Origin of the sequence: Amycolatopsis magusensis (assembly GCF_017875555.1) — a bacterium.
Taxonomy (GTDB): Bacteria; Actinomycetota; Actinomycetes; order Mycobacteriales; family Pseudonocardiaceae; genus Amycolatopsis; species Amycolatopsis magusensis.
This window is the reverse complement of sequence record NZ_JAGGMS010000001.1, coordinates 5,832,012-5,848,413: the sequence shown is the minus strand read 5'-3', so window position 1 is coordinate 5,848,413 and position 16,402 is coordinate 5,832,012. Positions and strand designations below refer to the sequence as shown.

Genomic DNA, 16,402 nt, shown 5'->3' with positions numbered 1-16,402 from the left:
TCAGCTCCACAGCCGGTCGTGGCTCGACTCCCCGTCCCAGTGCGTCATCTCGGCGAAGAACACCGGATCGCGCGGGTCGAGGTGGCGGCGCAGCAGCTCCTCTGCGAGGAAGTTCTCCGTGGCGGCGGCCAGGTGCACGCACGCCATCGTCGCGATCGGCGACGCCGCCAGGTGCAGCGCCATCGCGATCCCGCGCTCCTGCGCGTAGTCGCCGAGCCGCTTGGTCTCCGCGATCCCGCCCGACGTCGCCAGGTCGGGGTGTACGACGCGGATGGCGCCGGCGTCCAGCAGCGGCCGGAAGCCGTCGACCAGGTAGATGTCCTGCCCCGTGCACGTCGGGACGGCGACGGCCGCAGTGAGCCGGCGCCACTGGTCGGTCAGCTGCCACGGGAGCAGGTCCTCGATCCACGCCAGTGTGAACGGTTCCAGCGCGCGGCCGATCCGGATGCAGGAGTCGAGGGCGATGTGGCCGAAGTGGTCGGCGGCGAGCGCGATGTCGTAGCCGGCGACGGAGCGGACGACGTCGACAGAGGACGCCAGGTGGTCGGCGCCCTTCGCAGTGACCTGGATGCCATCTCGACGCCGGAGACTCCGCCGCCCTGGCGACCGTGGAACCCGAACTGCTTGATCTTGCGGAAGATCTTGTCGACGTTGCAGGGATTCTCACCGACGAGCCTGCTCTTGAGCATGAGCGCGTAGGTGGCGCCGGCCTGGTCGCGCACCTCCCCGTAGCCGACCAGCCCCTGGTTGGTGTCGATCCTGATGATCGACGAGCGGAACGGCACTCCGGCCACGTTGGCCACCCGCAGGTCGGTGATGCGCAGGTCGCTCGGCCGGGATGCGACGTGCTCCTCAGTGACAACCGGGGTCTCGCTCATCCCTTCACGGCCCCCGCGGTGAGGCCCTCGGTCAGGAACCGCTGCCCGAACCCGTACATGAGCACGACCGGGATGCTGATCAGTAGTGAGGCCGCGGCCAGCTGCCCTTGCGGCACGACGTCACCGAAGATCATCGACTGCATGCCGACGGGCAGCGTCTTGTAGCCGTCGTCGGTGATGAACACGAAGGCGAACAGGAACTCGTTCCACGCGTTGGTGAGGGTGAACAGCGCGACCGCGAGCAGGCCCGGCTTGGCCAGCGGCAGCACGATCCGGATGAACGCCCCGAACCGCGTGCAGCCATCGACCAGCGCGGCCTCCTCGAGGTCGGCCGGGATCGACTTGAAGTAGCCGACGAGCAGCCACGTCGCGAACGGCAGGGTGAACGTGGGGTAGGCGAGCACGAGCGACCACAACGAGTCGTTGAGCCCGATCCCGCTCATCATCTGATACAGCGGGATGAACAGCAGCGCGCCCGGCATCACGTAGGTGAGCAGGATCGTCACCGTGAAGCTCTCCGAACCCCGGAACTTCAGCCGCGCCAGCGCGTAGCCGGCCAGCGCCGCGCAGACCAGGGCGATCACGGTGGACGCCACCGACACCAGGATCGTGTTGACGTACCAGGTACCGAACGCCCGGCCCGTGAACAGGTTGGTGAACTGCTCGGTGCTCCACGGGTCCGGCCAGAGGTCGCCGGTGCGCGCGACGATCTGGTCGTCGGATTTGAAGGCCGTGACCGTCATCCAGTAGAGCGGGGCGAGCACGAAGCCCAGCAGACCCGCGAGCGCGACCCCCGTGCCGGCGCCGCCGACCAGGCGTGCGGCCAGCCGGTTGCCCCGCGCCGCGAACGCGGAGACGACCCGTCCGACGGCGGCCGCGAGTATCACGAACACGCCCAGCACGAGCGCGGCTTTCCAGACGATCTGCGGCGACGCCCAGACCAGCACGAGCATCGAGATCACGACGATCACCCACGGCAGCGCCCTGCGCTGAGCGGGCGTCAGCCGCCTGCGCCCCGTGCCGACCGCGCCTGGCTGGTCGCTGCGGCGCATCATCCGCACGAGGATCATCACGAGGATGCCGATGATCGGCAGCATCACCAGCGTGACCGCGGCGCCCGCGCCCGGCTGCAGCTGCTGGATGGCTTTCGAGTAGGCCACCATCACGTACGGGGCGGTGGCGTCCCCCGGTCCGCCCTGGGTCATCAGCCAGATCAGGTCGAAGTTGTTGAACGTCCAGATCGACGACAGCAGCACCGTCACGATCATGACGTGGCGCAGCCCCGGCAGCGTGATGTGCACGAAGCGCTGCCACGGCGAGGCGCCGTCCACCATCGCCGCCTCGTAGAGACCGCTGTCGATGGCCTTGAGCCCGGCGAGGAACGTCACCGTGAAGAACGGGACGCCCTTCCAGACGTTGACCAGGATCACCGCCGGCATCGCGAGCGCGGGATCGGACAGCCACTCCGCGGGCCAGGAGTCGACGAGCCCGAGCGCGGCGAGGGCCGGCCCGATCCCGGAGTCGGTGAGCAGGACGTTGACGCTGCCGAAGATCGGGTCGAGCAAAGACCGCCAGGTGAAGGCCGTGACGACGGTCGGTATCACCCACGGCAGCAGGATCACCCCGGCGATGATCGCCCGGCCGCGGCGCATGTGGTGCAGCATCAACGCCGCGATGAGACCGAAGATCACCTTGAAGATCTCGGCGTACGCGGTGAAGACGAACGAGTTGAGCACGCCCTTGTGGAACATGGCGTCGTCGACGAGGGCCGTGTAGTTGTCCAGCCCGACGAAGTCCGTCTCCGCACCGTGGCGCTCCGTGGCGCTGGTGAAGATCGAGCTGACGATCGGGAACAGGATCAGGCCCGCTACCAGCAACAGCGTCGGCCCGATGAACACCGCGGCGAGGCGCCAGTCGCGCCCGAGCAGCCGCTGCGAAGCGGTGAGCGAGGACGACGCGCCCGGCGCCGGACGACCCGGCGCCGGGCGCGGACGCAGGATGGTCACTGCTGGTAGCCCTGCTGTTCGAAGACCTGGACGATCCGGGCGTGGGTCGAGGCGACGGCGTCGGCCGGCCGGGTGCCCTGGATGACCGACTGCATCATGTCGGTCAGCAGATAGGCCGCGGTAGCGGCTTGCTCGCCGGGGCTCGGGGCCTGGGGGAAGGCGTAGCCGGTCGTGGTTTTCAGCGGGAGCGGCGTGCGGGTCTGCTCCCGCAGCACGGGGAAGGCCGGGTCACCGCTGGTGTAGTACGGGTCCGAGTCCCACACCTTGTCCCACGAGGGGTTGACCAGGCACGGTGCTTCCTTCGCGACACCGAGCAGTGCGCTCCCGCCGACCATGAACTTCGCCACCAGCTTGGCGAGGTCGGGGTTCTTCGCCCCCTTGAACACGACGAACGAGTTGGACTCGCCGTACGCGAGCGGCCGGTCGATCGCCGGTCCGGTGGCGCCGTTGAACGGGTGCGTGTTGGCGTAGACCGGGTTTTTCTTGGTCTTCGAGTCGGCGTAGACGCTGAACTGGTTGAGCGTGAGCCCCAGGATCTGGGCCAGCCAGTTCTCGTTGTTGCTCGAGTCGGTCCAGCTGCCGATCCCGGGCGGCAGCATCGGCGCGTACTTCGGGTTCGAGTAGATGTCGCCGAGGAACGCGACGGCTTCGACGGTCTCCGGCGAGTTGAACACCACCTTCTCACCGGTGTTGTCCGCGATCGCCCCGCCGTAGCAGTTGATGACGTTCGCGATGAAGCCGTTGGCGTCGCCGGAGCGGTTCACCGTGAGACCCCAGCCGAAGCGCCGCTTCGCCGGGTCGGAGACCGCCAGCGCGTTGTCGCGCAGCTCCTCCCACGTGTAGTGCGGCTTGAGCGGGAGACCCTTCTCCTCGTACCAGTCCTTGCGCAGGTACAGCCCGGTCGCGATGAAGTGGTAGGGGATCGCGAACCAGCGCCCGTCGAACACGCAGAAGGTGGTCGACGCCGTCGCGGGCTCCCCGTAGAGCGCGCGCATCTCCTCGACCACGTCGGTGACGTCGGTGAGGGCGCCGAGGTTGTGGAGCTGGCCGACGAACCGCCGGTCGCTCATGAAGGCCAGATCGCGGCTGGTGCCCGCCTTCACCTCGGCGTCCATCTTCGCGACCATGTCGCCGGCGTCACCGGAGACCAGGTCGTTGCCGATCGTAGTGCCGGTGGCCTGCGCGAACACCTGCAGCGACTTGTCCAGCGCCTGGTTCGCGGCCTCCGAGTACAGCTTCTGCGAGAGCATCCCCACCGACCCGCCGCGGAGCCCGGCCGCCTCGTCGAGCAGCACCTTGGGCACCTGGACGTCGACCTGCGGCGCGGTGGGCGCGCTCTCGCACGCGGCGAGACCGAGCACGCCCAGCGCGCTCATCCCGAGGAAACTGCGTCTCGACCAGTCCGTTTTCTCTTCCATGACCACTCCTCTTGCGTCCGATCCGGCGAACGCGTACCGACGGGGCGACGGTGCAACCGGCGGGACAGCGAGGCGAGCGCCGCGCTGCGGGTCGTACATGTGGCGAAGGACGCCGAACTGCTGATGCGTTGTCCTGGCAGCCCGGTCGAGCCACGGGGCCGCCACAGCGGTACCGGGCCAGCGCCGGGCACAGGATCGAGCGCCAGTACGACCCCGTGGGTGGTGGCGTCGGAGCTGCTGCGCGTCACGCGGCGCTCCGACTCGGATCCGGCGAGCCCGCGTAACGCCGGCCGGTGCAGCTTCTCGACCGCGAGTCCGGTGCCGATCAGCCCCGACCGGATCGGCGGGATCGCAGGTGCTGCCATGCCTCGTCCGTCCTCGTCAACGGTTGGCGAATCTCGGTCGTGCAGTGCGCTAGCGGCGCCGGGCGGCCCGCTTGGTCTGCTGCTCCTTCTCCGCGAGGAGCGTGGAGTAGTTGTTGCTCAGGTGCCTGCGCATCGCCGCGCGGGCACCTGCCGGGTCGCGCGCCACGAGCGCCTCGTAGATCTCCGTGTGGTCGGCGGTGGCGCGGTGCAGCCCGGCCGGCGCCTCGTTGGTGACGCGCCGGCTTGCCGTGCCGAGCCAGCGGGCGGAGTACATGATCCGGTCGAGGATGCGGTTGTCGGCCGCGCGGCAGATCTCCATGTGGAATTCGTGGTCGACCTCGAGGTAGGCGTCGGGGTCCGCCTCAAGCGCCGACATGCGGTCGATCTCGCCCCTGAGCCGGTCCAGCGTCTCGTCGGTGATGCTGGCCGCGGCCATCGCGGCGAGTTCGGGTTCGAGCAGCACGCGCATCTGGTGCAGTTCCTGCAGCAGCTCGCCGACGATTTCCGTGGGCAGCCACTCGACCAGCAACGGGCTCAGGTAGTCCCACTCCGCGCGGGGGCGCACGACGACGCGGCGGCCCTGCGCGACGTCGACGATGTCAAGCGAGGCAAGGATCTTGAGCGTCTCCCGCGCCACCACGCGGGACACCCCGAACTCCTGGGAGATGTCGAGCTCCGACGGGGCCCGGCCGTTCTCGAAGTCGCCGCTGACGATGCGCCGGGTCAGGTGGGCCGCCACCTGCACCGGGAGAGTCCGGAGCTTGACAGCGTCCGGAGACTCTTGTCTCCTTGGCATGTCATCAGCTTATATGACAAGTTGAGCGTCGCAATAGTCCGTTCACATGCATGACTTGGGCAGCATGGAGAGCAATGCGGATCGTGAACGTCACGACGGCGGTGGTGGCCTACCACGGTCAAGCCACGCTGGTGCGGATCGACACCGACGAGGGCCTCAGCGGGTTCGGCGAGGCCAATCCCGATGCCGGCGCGGGCGCCGTCGTCGGAATGATCGACTTCCTGACGCCCCTCCTGCTCGGTGAGGACCCGCGCAACGTCGAGCGGTGCTGGGAGAAGCTGCGCCGCAGCAAGGTCTTCGCGGGCCCCCAGGGCGGGGTGTTCGTGATCGCCCTGTCCGGGATCGAGCTCGCGCTGTGGGACCTCGCGGGCAAGGCCGCGGGCCAGCCGGTGTATCGGCTGCTCGGCGGGAAGTTCCGCGACCGGATCCGCCTCTACGCCGACTGCGGCGACGGTGACGACCCGGCGGGCTCGATCGCCGGGTGCGTCGACCGGGCCCAGCGGATGGTCGCCGAAGGCTTCACCGCCATCAAGTTCGACATCGACGACCTGCACCACCCCGCCAAGTTCGACGCCTTCAACCACACGATCAACGCCGCCGAACTGCGATCGATGGTCGAGCGCGTGGCAGCCGTACGGGAAGCGATCGGACCGGACGTCGATCTGGCCATCGACCTACACGCCCGCTACGACGTGCCGAGCGCATGCCGGATCTCGTGGGAACTCGAGCCGTTCCACCTGATGTGGCTTGAGGAGCCGTTGCCGGCGGAGAACGTCGACGCGCTGGTGCGGGTACGCGCGCAAACCCGCACGCCGATCTGCGCAGGCGAGAACCTCTACCTGCGGTGGGGATTCCGCGAGCTGCTCGAACGCGGCGCCGTGGACGTCATCGAGCCGGACGTGCCGAAGTGCGGTGGCCTCGCCGAGGCCAAGAAGATCGCCAACCTCGCGGAGCTCCACTACATTCCCTTCGCACCGCACCTGGTGTCGACGCCGCTGGGCACGATGGCCACGTCGCACCAGTGCGGGGCTATCCCCAACTTCCTCGTCCAGGAATGGCACGCCCTCGAGGAGCGCGCGGTGTGGGACAGCTACGTCCACGCCCCCGACGGGAGCGGCTCGATCGTCAAGGACGGCTACATCACCCTTCCCGACACTCCCGGCATCGGCGTGGAGCTCGACATGGACGGCGTCCGGGCACACGCCGTCGCGGGCTACGGAATGTTCGAGTAGGGAGCCGATCTCCCGGCTGTCCTGCCCGGCCTTCCAGGGCCCATGCCGCTGCTTCCTGCCAGTACCATCGAGCTGCCGCAAGCCGGGACGGATGTCGGCGAGCTGGTACCGGCCGCCGAATGCCGGACGCCGCTGACTCCGCTCGGCGGACCGTCCACACTACGGAAATTCGGTTTGCGACAATTTCGGGATTGCGCCTTCCTTGCGCTGGAAATGATCCACGTCAACCGGTGGCCAAGGCCCAGCCGCGACCGCGTATCCCGGTGGCATCGTCCACATCGGGCGCCGCGCGGAAGGTGGCTCGCGTCTCGGCCGACACGAGGGTGAAGGCGATGATCAGGTCGCAAGCCGGGTCGCCCGCACCCAAGCTCACCGACGCCGCGGTATGGACCCCGTGCGGGCCTCAGCGCGAACCTGGCTCACCCGCCGCCGAGCGCACTCAGACCCTCAGCGGTTCAGCCGCCTCGGCAAAGGAGCAGTTTCTACACCACACTTCAAACAGGTGGGCCGCAGCCGCCATCTGATGGGCGCCGACCTTCCCGTGTCAATTTGACAGCCGGTTACCGAGAAGACCGCATGCGAGTCATAAGCGTGGCTGCGCGGACACGCACATCGACAGCTCGAGGATCTCGCAGCTCGGCGAGGATGCGAGCAGCCTGTTCGTAGGCGTCAACCGCTGCCGAGTCGGGCAGAGATGATGCCGTAGCTGGTGCCACTACCTCGCCACGAAGACGGTCTTTCTCTTCGTGGGTTTCAAGCAGGCAACGGCACCGGTGTGTCATTGTTTCCGCCGAAGCGGCGCCGGCGCCGGGAGTACTCGTCGAATGCGGCGAGTAAGTGGTCGCGGGTGAAATCGGGCCAGGGCACCGGTTCGAAGACGAGTTCGGCGTAGGCGGCTTGCCAGGGAAGGAAGTTGCTGATTCGCTTTTCGCCCGAGGTGCGGATCAGCAGGTCGACCGGCGGCAGGTCGGGCAGGTAGAACCGGCGGACGAGGTCGTCTTCGGTGATGGCCGCCGGGTTGATGAGTCCGGTGGCCGCTTCGGCGGCGAGCGCACGTGTAGCGGTGAGTAGCTCGGTGCGTCCGCCGTAGTCGAGGCATACGGTCAGGGCCGTTCCGGTGTTGTTCGCGGTCAGTTGTTCCGTCGCTTCGAGCGCCGACCGGACGCCGGGTGGGACGCGGTCGCGGCGGCCACACCACTGAAGCCGGATTCCCTGCTGATGCAGGCGTTCTCGGTGTTGCTCGATGCTGTGTGCGAAGAGGGTGAACAGCATGGTTCGTTCGGCTTCCGAGCGCGACCAGTTGTCGACGGAGAAGGCGAACACCGACATGTAGGGCACGGCCAGGTCCGATGCCGTCTCGGCGAGGCGGATGAGGTTCTCCATACCGGCGCGGTGCCCGTATTCGATGGGCTTGCCCTGGGCGGTGGCCCATCGACGGTTTCCGTCCAGGATGACCGCGGCGTGGTGTGGCCGTGCTTGTTCCGCGTGCAGCGGGGCTCGGCGTTTGGTGAAGATGCCGCGCAGGCGTAGTGGGCCGCGCGCACGGGTGAGGCGGATGCGCCTTGGTCGGGTGGTGGAGTGCACCGGATTCCACCCTGTGGGAAGGGTCTTGGGCATGGGCAGTCGCATTCGCCGCGTCAGCGCGGCCGATTTCTGGCGGCTGAGTTCGTCGAGGTAGGCCTGGACGGCAAGGATTCCCGCGCTGAGGAACGGTTCGCTGGAGGGGTGGACCATGCTCATCGCTCGTGAGCCCTGGTCCAGCAGGTCGGCTGCCCGTTTGCGCTGGAGTTCGATCAGGGCGTCGAGGGCCGGGCGGTTGCCAGTGCCGCGTAGGTCTTCGACCGTCAGGCCGAGTCGGCGGAGGTCGCCGGCCGGGAGGTAGCAGCGGCCTCGGGCGAGGTCGATCGGGAAGTCCTGGAAGATGTCGACCAGCTGGAAGACCTCTCCCAGCACCGACAACAGCCGTGCCAGTTCCTGGAGGGAGCCGGTTGGTTCCAGCAGCGGCATGCCCAGTTCCGCCACGGTCCCGGACACCGCGCGCAGGTACGCGCGCTGGTCGGCGACCGTCTCGAACCGCGGCGGAGCGGCGCTGTCGGCGACGAACCCGTCGAGCAGTTCCTCGACAACGCGGTGGTCGAGGTTCTGCGTGCGGACGGTGTGCACGAAGGCGCGCCGCAGCGGGTGATCGCTGTGCCCGCGACGCAGTTCGTCGAGCGTCTCGGCGCGCCACGTGATGATCGCCCCGGGGTCGCCGGGATTCTCATCGGCGAGGTGGTCGGTGTGTGCGGCGAAGGCCGCGAGCGCGTACATGAAGGGCCGAGTCGCCCGAGGCAGTAGTTCCACCGCCACGGCGATCGGAGCGTATCCGCCCCGCAATTCCCGTTCGCACCGTTGGAACGATTCGTGGAGCTCGGTCGCGTCCATGGTTGCGGTCGCGAACACCTCGGTCACGCGGCTCTCGCCTTCCATCAGAAATGTTGCCGTGGCGCTGGGGCCTGGCTTCCGGCGCCGGCCAGGCCCCGGCACCCGCCACTACCGGATGTGGTGCTGTGTCAGGCTCACGGCTCGAAACGCAGCCAGAACGAGCGCGGCATGGTCCGCACGGTCGAGTCGGAACAAGCCAGCATCTGCGGGGTGATCACTGCTCCGCCGGTCACCTCCTGCGACTCCAACGGACCGTCGAGGACGCGGCCGGCCGGGACGAGCGTGGCCGCGGTGGCGACCTGCCCCTGCTCCGGTCCTTCCGGGACGAGCGTCGAGACTCCGACCTGCCGCCCGGTCTGGTCGGGTCCGTCGAACCAGGTCACCTCGGCGCGCACGGAGTAGCCGGAGAAGTCGGTGCAGCTGACGGTCCCGGTGCCGGTCATGGTCACCGTGGCCGAGCGCAGGGTGCCGTCGCCGCCGACGCAGTCGTCGAGAGCCGCGTTCGCCTGGCCGGTGATCTTGGCGGGACGGGGGCCGACCGGCTGGTCCAGGATGAGTGGCTGGTCGGCGCTGCCTTCGCACAGCAGTGCTTCCACCGCGGGCGCGGGGGCGGCTGGGCCGGTGTGGGCTTCGGCGATCCGCTGGGCCAGCGGCGCCATGACCGCGCCCATCGCCATGACCAGGGATCCGGTCACCAGAGCGGTCATGGCGATTCGCCCGCGCCGTGTCATGCCGTCGCTCATCTGGGTCGTGACCTTTCCTCGTATCGACTGATGTAGGTGGTTTCCCGCCAGGGGGAAGCGAAACGCACGCCGCTTCCGGACCGCAGGTGATCATGGACCTTAGGCCGGGTGTTTCCGTGCCGCAAACCCGCGCTCGCACGAGGAAGCCGGCCAAGTCCGTCATTTCCTGCCGTTTCCTTGGACGCACTGTGTCACTCGGTGATCGAGCAGCATCGAAAGAAGGGGAAAAGCACCCGGAAGTGGATTCGGATTACTGGATCGGGATGGCCATGGGGTAGAAGTTCGCTCTGTGTCGGGGAAAAAGGTACTTCATCGTGGCATCCGGGCGTGGGCGCGCGTCGTCGTACGGCACCGCAAGGCCGTGCTCCTCGGGTGGGCGGTGTGTGTCGTGGCGGCGGTGCTGGCCCTGCCCACGCTTTACCACAAGCTGGGCGCGCCACCGCTGGAGGTCGCCGGGTCCGACTCCGCCCGCGCCGCCCAGGAACTCGCCAGGGCCTTTTCCCCGCTCGGCAGCGAGCAGGTGGTCGCGGTGTTCCGGTCCGAGCGGCTCACCGCGGACACCGAACCGTTCCGGGTCACCGTCGAGGCGGCGGCGGAGGGACTGCGAGCGGCCGCCGGGGTGCGTGACGTCCAGCCGCTGCCGCCCCCTCCCAGCGCCCGCCACAGTCCGCACCTGGCCTACCTGTTGATCGGGGTGGACGGCGACTCGGCCGAGCGGCAGTTGCGGCTGCCGGCGCAGACCGCGGTGCTCGAGCAGGCCACCGCACAGGCATCGGGCGGGCGGATCAGTGTCGGCGTCGTCGGGCTGACGCCGCTGTTCACCGACATCAAGGACACCGTCCTGGCCAAACTCAGCCGCGCCGAGCTGATCACCATGGTGGTGGCCTTCGTCCTGCTGCTGGCGGGACTGAAGCGGTTCGGCGCGGCCGGTGTGCCACTGCTGGTGGCGGGATCGGCGGTCCTGGTCCTGGCGGGGCTGCTGGTACCGCTGTCGGCGCTGATCCCCGCCAACGTCGTCCTGGTCGCCGTCGTCTCGGCCATCGGCCTGGGCCTCGGCCTGGACTACACCTTGCTGATGATCACCCGGTTCGGCCAGGAGTCCCGCTCCGGCGTGCGAACCGAGGACGCGGTGGTCGCGACCGTGGCGAGCGCCGGGATGACTGTCCTGTATTCGGCGCTGGCAATCATGGCGAGCTTGGCCTGCCTGCTACCGCTGAAGATCAATGCCCTCCGGGACTGCGTCACCGCGGGGCTGATGATGGCGGGGGTGACCACGCTGGCCACGCTCACCGTGGTCCCGGCGATCCTGGCCACCTTCCCGCAGCGCGTCCGGCCCGCCCGAGAGGACCTTCCCGCGCGCGAGGACCTTCCCGGGCGCGAGGGCGGCTGGGCTCGGTGGGCCCGTCACCTGATGCGGCACCCCTGGCACTACATCGCCGCCGCGGCCACGTTGCTCGTGCTCGCCGCCGCCCCGGTCTCGGACATCCGGCTCGGCTTCGACCTCGATCGCCCCTCGCTGGCCGGGCACCCTTCGGGCCAGGCGCTGATGGCGATGGAGGAGAACGGGTTCGCCGGGGGTGCGGCGGGGATCATGGTCCTGCTCCCCCGGCCCCCCGGTACCGCACCCCAGATCGCGACACTGGCCGCCACCGTCGGGGACGACCCGAGGGTCATGACGGCGCAGGCCCTGGACAACGGGCACGACTGCACCCTGCTGTCCGTGCTGCCGCACGCGAGCTTGGACTCGCCCGTCGTCGCCGAGCTGATCGCCGACCTGCGCCGGATGACCTCCGACAGAGGGGGCTCCGTCGGTGGCCCCGCCGCGACGCTGACCGACTTCCTCGACCAGGTCGAGACCGCCGGACCACAGGTGCTGGTGTTGTTGCTGTGCGGCGGTTTCCTCTTCCTGCTGGTGGCGTTCCGGAGCCTGCTGCTGCCGATCAAGGCGATCCTGGCCAATCTGCTGGTGGCCGCGGCGAGCTTCGGTCTGCTCGTTCTGGCGCTGCCCGCGGGCGGGGAGTCCCGCACCGTCGACATCTTCGTGCCGCTGGTCGCGTTCGTGGTCTTGTTCGGCCTGTCCATGGACTACGAGATCTTCCTGGTCCGCCGGATGCGCGAGCGCTACCTGGCCACCGGCGACAACACCGGCGCGGTCAGCGGTGGCCTGCAGGACACCGCCCGCTCGATCTCACTGGCCGCCCTCGTCATGATCACCGTCTTCCTCGGCCTGATGACCACCGGCCGCCGCGAACTCGTCCAGATCGGGTTCGTGCTCGCGGTGGCTATCGCCCTGGACGCCACCATCGTCCGGTTCGCGCTGGTGCCCGCGCTCATGCAGGTCCTCGGCCGCTGGAACTGGTGGTTGCCGCGCCCACACCGGAAACGGAGACGACACGACCGTCCCGAAGCCCCGGGACCCGCCGGCGAACCGCGCCTTCAGCTCCAGCGGTAGACCACCGTCAGGAACGCTCGGGATCGACTGGCATGAGGTGGAAGACGCGGATGTCGCGGCGCGCTCGCGCGGCGTAGTAGTCGAAGACCGGCAGGACGCGCAGGATGTGCTGCCGTTGGCGGGCCACGTCCTCGCCGTTGAGCAGTGTCGCGGTGACCGCGTGGGGCGGGTGGTCGGCGGTGACCGTGCCGTGCGGGTGCCGTAGCAGGTTGGTGCTCCAGGCCGGGTGGTCTTCGCGGCCGAAGTTGGTCGCGGCGACCAGCCACGAACCGTCCCCGAAGCGGTGCGCGCACAGCGGGGTCGCCCGTTCCTGCCCGCTGCGGTGGCCCCGCGTGGTGAGCACGACCGTGGGCAGCAGCATGCGGCTGGGCAGCCACCGCCCGCGCGTCATGCGGTGGACGACCATGTCCAGGCGGGGAAGGACGTGTGGTGCCACAGCGGTGAAGGCGCGGGTGCGGCCCAGGCGGGTGAGGAGGGGGTGGATCACCGGGGCGCCCACGCGGCGAAGGCGCGCTCGGCCAGCGCGGTGATGGTCAGCGACGGGTTGACGCCGAGGTTGTGGGGCAGGACCGAGGCGTCGGCGATGTGCAGGCCGGGATGGCCGTGCACGCGGTGCGCGAGGTCCACCACGCTCGTCGCCGGGTCGGTGCCCATCGGGCACCCGCCGAGCAGGTGCGCGGTGACGGGTTTGCGCAGCAGGGCTTTCCACCATCGTGACGGCCGTCCACCGGCCTGCTCGGCGACGACCTGCGCCGCGGTCATCGCCGCCGACCGCGGCTCCGGGGAGGCACTGCCCCGGCTCAGCCGCAGTCGGCCACCCCGGTAGCGGCCGAGCAAGCCGGGGTCCTCGCGCGTCATGGTGTTGAGGAAGGCGGTGCGCTGGCCCCGCCCGCCGGTGAGCGGATGCATTCCCCGTCCGACGCGGCACAGCTGCACCATGGTCGCCTCGTCGGCGTGGAACGCGGAGGTGATCGCCGTGCCCTCGCCGACGTCGAGAGCACGCGCGGTGGCGGTGAGGATGAGTTCCCCGTTGGTGCCCATCCGGGTGCCCAGGGCGGGAGAAAGCGCGGGCAAGGTCCCGGCGGCGCGGCACCGGTGCAGCAACTCGGTGGTGCCCCAGGCACCGGCGGCCAGCACGACGTGGCCGGCCCGCCAGCTCCGGCGGCGGCCGATGCCGGGATGAGTGGCCTCGATCTCCCAGCCACCGTCGCGCACGGGGCGCAGCCCGGTGACGGTGGTCAGCGGGTGGATGCGGGCTCCGGCGCGCTCGGCCAGGTGCAGGTAGTTCTTCATCAGGGTGTTCTTCGCGCCGACCGGGCACCCGAAGGTGCACCGTCCACAATCGAGGCAGCCGGCCCGGTCCGGGCCGAGGCCGCCGAAGTAGGGGTCGGCCACGGTGCGACCGGGTTCTCCGAAGTGCACGCCCACCCGGACCGGGTGGAACGTCGCCTGCGCGCCCAGCACCTCGGCGGAGCGGCGCAGGAGGTGGTCCCCGTGGGCCAGCCGCGGTGTCACGGTCGTGCCGAGCATCCGCTCCGCGCGCGTGAAGTGCGGGTCGAGCTCGGCGCTCCAGTCCACCGACCGATCCCAGCCCTCGCCCCGGAACACCTCCGGGCCCGGCCGGTAGTGCACGCCGGCGTAAGCCAGGGAACCACCGCCGACCCCGACACCGGTCAACGCGACCACGTGCCGGCCGAGGCGGACGCGGACGATGCCGCGCAGCCCGAACCGCGGCGCCCACACCACCCGGTGCACCGACCACGGGCTCACCGCGAAGTCGGCGTCGGCGAAGCGCCGGCCCGCCTCCAGCACCGCGACCCGATACCCCTTCTCCGCCAGCCGCAACGCCGCGACGCTGCCCCCGAAACCCGACCCGACGACCACGACGTCCACCGTCGCCTCGCGCGCGCCGCTGTCCCGACCATTCATCTGCGCACCGTTACCCCGTTCAGCCCAATAGTTGACGCATAGTATCGTCACGGGCTCATAGCGTGATATCCCGTGAGGTGTTGATGCGCGTTCCTTCCGCTCCCTGGGCCCTGCCCGTGGCCGGGCACGGTGGGCAGCTTTTCGGCTGGCCGCTGCGGTTCATGACCTCGCTCAACGCCCGTGGCCCCGTCGTGCGCATTCGATCCGGCCTGTCTCCGGTCTACGTGGTCACCGACCCCTGCCTGCTGCGGCGGGTGCTGCTCACCGACACCCGTGACTACGTCAAAGGACGGCTGACCGACCGGGGCGGGCCACAGCTGGGCGTCAGCCTCGTGATGGACATGGACTTCGACGGGATGACGCCGTTCGAGTCCCACCGCCGCCACCGCCGGGCGGTGCAACCCGCCTTCCACCCGACCCGGATCGCCGCACACGTCGAAGCACTCGCTCACGAGGCCCGCGAACTGGCCGGCACCTGGCGCCCAGGCCGGCGCGTGCGGCTGGACACCGAGTTCGCCCGCCTCGCCTGCCGCGTCAACGCGCGCTTCTTCTGCGGTAGCCCGGTCGGCCCGGTGGCCGAGGCACTCGAGGAGTTCAAACATCACCTGGTCCGCGGCCTGTACTGGCGTGTGCCCTCCCCCGCCTTCACCGACAGCTGGAACCCACCCGGCACCGGCGGCTTCCGACGCGCCCGCCGACGCCTGCGCGAAGCCATCGAAGCCGCGGCCACACGGCGACGAAGCGAGGGTGACGACGGCAGTGTCCTGGCCGGGTTGATCGACGCCCGCTACTCCGACACCGGCGAAGCACTCGCAGACGGCCAGATCACCCACGAAATCCTGTTCGACCTCATAGCCTCCCTGCACGGCATAGCGGCCGTCCTGCCGTGGGCCTTCCACGAACTCGCCCGCCACCCCGACGCCGAACAGCGTCTGCACGCGGAACTCGACGCTGTCCTCGCCGGCCGCCCGGTCACCGCGGAAGACCTGCCACGACTGGACTTCACGCGGCGCGTGCTCCAGGAAACCCTGCGCCTGTATCCACCGGTGTGGCTACTGGCCCGCCGCACCCTCACCGAGGTCGAACTCGGCCCATTCCGGCTCCCATCGGGAACCGACCTCGCCTACGTCCCCTACGCCCTGCACCACAATCCCGGCCTCTTCGCCGAACCCCACCGATTCGACCCCGACCGATGGCTGCCCGAACGCGCCAAGACCATCCCCGACCACGCCTACCTGCCCTTCGGCACCGGACCCCGCAAATGCATCGGCGACCGGCTCGCCATGACCCAGCTCCTCACCGCTCTCGCCACCATCGGCTCAAGCCAACGTCTTCAGCCCATCCCAGGGCACCGTGCCCGCGCCCGCGCCCGCATCTTCCTCACCCCTGGCCCCATGCCCATGACCAGTCACCCGAGACCGTCCACTGTCGCCACGCCCCACACCGCGCTCGCCGTGGATCGCGCTGACATCGACGAGACCACGTGCAGGCAGCCATGACGGACCGGCCGGGCCGTGGTCATCGGCGGCGCGGTGGAGTTCCGCCGCGTTCCCGACCTGATCGACAGGTACTTCAGCTCCGGCACTGAGCAGATCACTCGCTGCCCGATACCCGCGCAGCACCACCGGCTCCCACTGGCCGCCCTTCGCCTCACACCAGCCGAGCTGGGCCACGCGGTGCGGTTGACCACGCGGCTGCTGACCATGAGCCCCGCTGCCGTCTTTCAGCACGACTCCGCGCTCAGCGGGGCCGGGGCTCCAGGAGGGAAGCGGTGACCACCGGGCAGGTCGTGTTCACCTCGGACAGGGGGCCGATGCGGATCGCCGAACAGGATGGCGGCCTCGTCCCCGAACGCCGTCACGGCAGTGTGACGGCTCTGCTGGACTCGATCGCCCGGCTCCACGGCCACGTGAACCGCTCCGTCCGAGGCACCGGCGGACCAATCAGCGGAACGCCTGGGCCTGTTCCCACCGGCGTCCCGGTACCGCGCGCCTCCACCAGCTCGACTTCGTGCGGGAGCACGCCCGCATCCCGTAGTGCGTTGGCGATCACCGTCTGCTGGGCAGGACCACTCGGCACGGTGAAGCCCTCGCTCGCCCCCGTCCTCGTTCAACGCGGACCCCCGGATCACCGCCCGGACACGGCGGCCCTCGGCCCGT

The 16,402-nt window shown here is 69.6% G+C and carries 14 protein-coding genes; 3 read left to right on the top strand and 11 right to left on the bottom strand.

The window, feature by feature from the left end; genetic code table 11:
* The 5 genes from JOM49_RS26015 to JOM49_RS26000 all read right to left on the bottom strand — a co-directional run bounded on the left by JOM49_RS26015 (position 1) and on the right by JOM49_RS26000 (position 5,463).
* Positions 1 to 495, bottom strand: a complete 495-nt coding sequence (locus JOM49_RS26015) for an enolase C-terminal domain-like protein (RefSeq protein WP_308159068.1) — start codon at positions 493 to 495, stop codon at positions 1 to 3.
* Positions 378 to 878: an enolase-like domain-containing protein gene (locus JOM49_RS44155; protein ID WP_308158870.1), complete on the bottom strand. Its 501-nt coding sequence runs from the start codon at positions 876 to 878 to the stop codon at positions 378 to 380. The genes JOM49_RS26015 and JOM49_RS44155 overlap by 118 nt, the downstream gene beginning before the upstream one ends.
* Positions 875 to 2,884, bottom strand: coding sequence for an ABC transporter permease (locus JOM49_RS26010; protein ID WP_209666847.1), 2,010 nt, complete (start codon positions 2,882 to 2,884; stop codon positions 875 to 877). The genes JOM49_RS44155 and JOM49_RS26010 overlap by 4 nt, the downstream gene beginning before the upstream one ends.
* Entirely contained in the window at positions 2,881 to 4,302 is a 1,422-nt protein-coding gene (locus JOM49_RS26005; protein WP_209666846.1) for an ABC transporter substrate-binding protein, read from the bottom strand. Before JOM49_RS26005 ends, JOM49_RS26010 begins: the two co-directional genes overlap by 4 nt.
* 414 nt (positions 4,303 to 4,716) lie before the next feature.
* A complete protein-coding gene (locus JOM49_RS26000) occupies positions 4,717 to 5,463 on the bottom strand; it encodes a FadR/GntR family transcriptional regulator (RefSeq protein WP_245369475.1) in 747 nt (248 codons plus the stop codon).
* Between the two features lie 74 nt (positions 5,464 to 5,537).
* Between JOM49_RS26000 and JOM49_RS25995 the strand changes: the two genes are divergently transcribed.
* Entirely contained in the window at positions 5,538 to 6,695 is a 1,158-nt protein-coding gene (locus JOM49_RS25995; RefSeq protein WP_209666845.1) for a mandelate racemase/muconate lactonizing enzyme family protein, read from the top strand.
* A 223-nt stretch (positions 6,696 to 6,918) separates the two neighbouring features.
* Here JOM49_RS25995 and JOM49_RS25990 read toward each other — a convergent pair whose 3' ends face one another.
* The 3 genes from JOM49_RS25990 to JOM49_RS25980 form a co-directional block, all read right to left on the bottom strand.
* On the bottom strand, positions 6,919 to 7,068 hold the full coding sequence (locus JOM49_RS25990) for a hypothetical protein (protein ID WP_245369474.1): 150 nt from the start codon (positions 7,066 to 7,068) through the stop codon (positions 6,919 to 6,921).
* A 380-nt stretch (positions 7,069 to 7,448) separates the two neighbouring features.
* Positions 7,449 to 9,146: a polyprenyl diphosphate synthase gene (gene uppS / locus JOM49_RS25985; RefSeq protein ID WP_209666844.1), complete on the bottom strand. Its 1,698-nt coding sequence runs from the start codon at positions 9,144 to 9,146 to the stop codon at positions 7,449 to 7,451.
* 107 nt (positions 9,147 to 9,253) lie between these two features.
* Positions 9,254 to 9,826: a hypothetical protein gene (locus JOM49_RS25980; protein ID WP_209666843.1), complete on the bottom strand. Its 573-nt coding sequence runs from the start codon at positions 9,824 to 9,826 to the stop codon at positions 9,254 to 9,256.
* A 424-nt stretch (positions 9,827 to 10,250) separates the two neighbouring features.
* Between JOM49_RS25980 and JOM49_RS25975 the strand changes: the two genes are divergently transcribed.
* Positions 10,251 to 12,314: an MMPL family transporter gene (locus tag JOM49_RS25975; RefSeq protein ID WP_209666842.1), complete on the top strand. Its 2,064-nt coding sequence runs from the start codon at positions 10,251 to 10,253 to the stop codon at positions 12,312 to 12,314.
* A gap of 7 nt (positions 12,315 to 12,321) precedes the next feature.
* Here JOM49_RS25975 and JOM49_RS25970 read toward each other — a convergent pair whose 3' ends face one another.
* Together JOM49_RS25970 and JOM49_RS25965 are read right to left on the bottom strand one after the other, a co-directional pair.
* On the bottom strand, positions 12,322 to 12,801 hold the full coding sequence (locus JOM49_RS25970) for a nitroreductase family deazaflavin-dependent oxidoreductase (RefSeq protein WP_209666841.1): 480 nt from the start codon (positions 12,799 to 12,801) through the stop codon (positions 12,322 to 12,324).
* Positions 12,798 to 14,243: an FAD-dependent oxidoreductase gene (locus tag JOM49_RS25965; protein ID WP_209666840.1), complete on the bottom strand. Its 1,446-nt coding sequence runs from the start codon at positions 14,241 to 14,243 to the stop codon at positions 12,798 to 12,800. The genes JOM49_RS25970 and JOM49_RS25965 overlap by 4 nt, the downstream gene beginning before the upstream one ends.
* Positions 14,244 to 14,326: 83 nt before the next feature.
* Between JOM49_RS25965 and JOM49_RS25960 the strand changes: the two genes are divergently transcribed.
* Entirely contained in the window at positions 14,327 to 15,742 is a 1,416-nt protein-coding gene (locus JOM49_RS25960) for a cytochrome P450 (protein WP_209666839.1), read from the top strand.
* Positions 15,743 to 16,100: 358 nt separating this feature from the next.
* Here the strand turns inward: JOM49_RS25960 and JOM49_RS44410 are convergent, their stop codons facing one another.
* Positions 16,101 to 16,295 carry a hypothetical protein gene (locus JOM49_RS44410; protein ID WP_372444080.1) on the bottom strand — a complete coding sequence of 65 codons (195 nt, stop codon included), beginning with the start codon at positions 16,293 to 16,295 and terminating at the stop codon, positions 16,101 to 16,103.
* Positions 16,296 to 16,402: the final 107 nt, after the last annotated feature.

Excerpts from the sequence above, each read along its gene's own strand:
- JOM49_RS44155 (WP_308158870.1), bottom strand. The coding sequence starts at position 878 with ATGAGCGAGACCCCGGTTGTCACTGAGGAGCACGTCGCATCCCGGCCG.
- JOM49_RS26005 (WP_209666846.1), bottom strand. The coding sequence starts at position 4,302 with ATGGAAGAGAAAACGGACTGGTCGAGACGCAGTTTCCTCGGGATGAGC.
- JOM49_RS26000 (WP_245369475.1), bottom strand. The coding sequence starts at position 5,463 with ATGCCAAGGAGACAAGAGTCTCCGGACGCTGTCAAGCTCCGGACTCTC.
- JOM49_RS25995 (WP_209666845.1), top strand. The coding sequence starts at position 5,538 with ATGCGGATCGTGAACGTCACGACGGCGGTGGTGGCCTACCACGGTCAA.
- JOM49_RS25980 (WP_209666843.1), bottom strand. The coding sequence starts at position 9,826 with ATGACCGCTCTGGTGACCGGATCCCTGGTCATGGCGATGGGCGCGGTC.
- JOM49_RS25965 (WP_209666840.1), bottom strand. The coding sequence starts at position 14,243 with ATGAATGGTCGGGACAGCGGCGCGCGCGAGGCGACGGTGGACGTCGTG.
- JOM49_RS25960 (WP_209666839.1), top strand. The coding sequence starts at position 14,327 with ATGCGCGTTCCTTCCGCTCCCTGGGCCCTGCCCGTGGCCGGGCACGGT.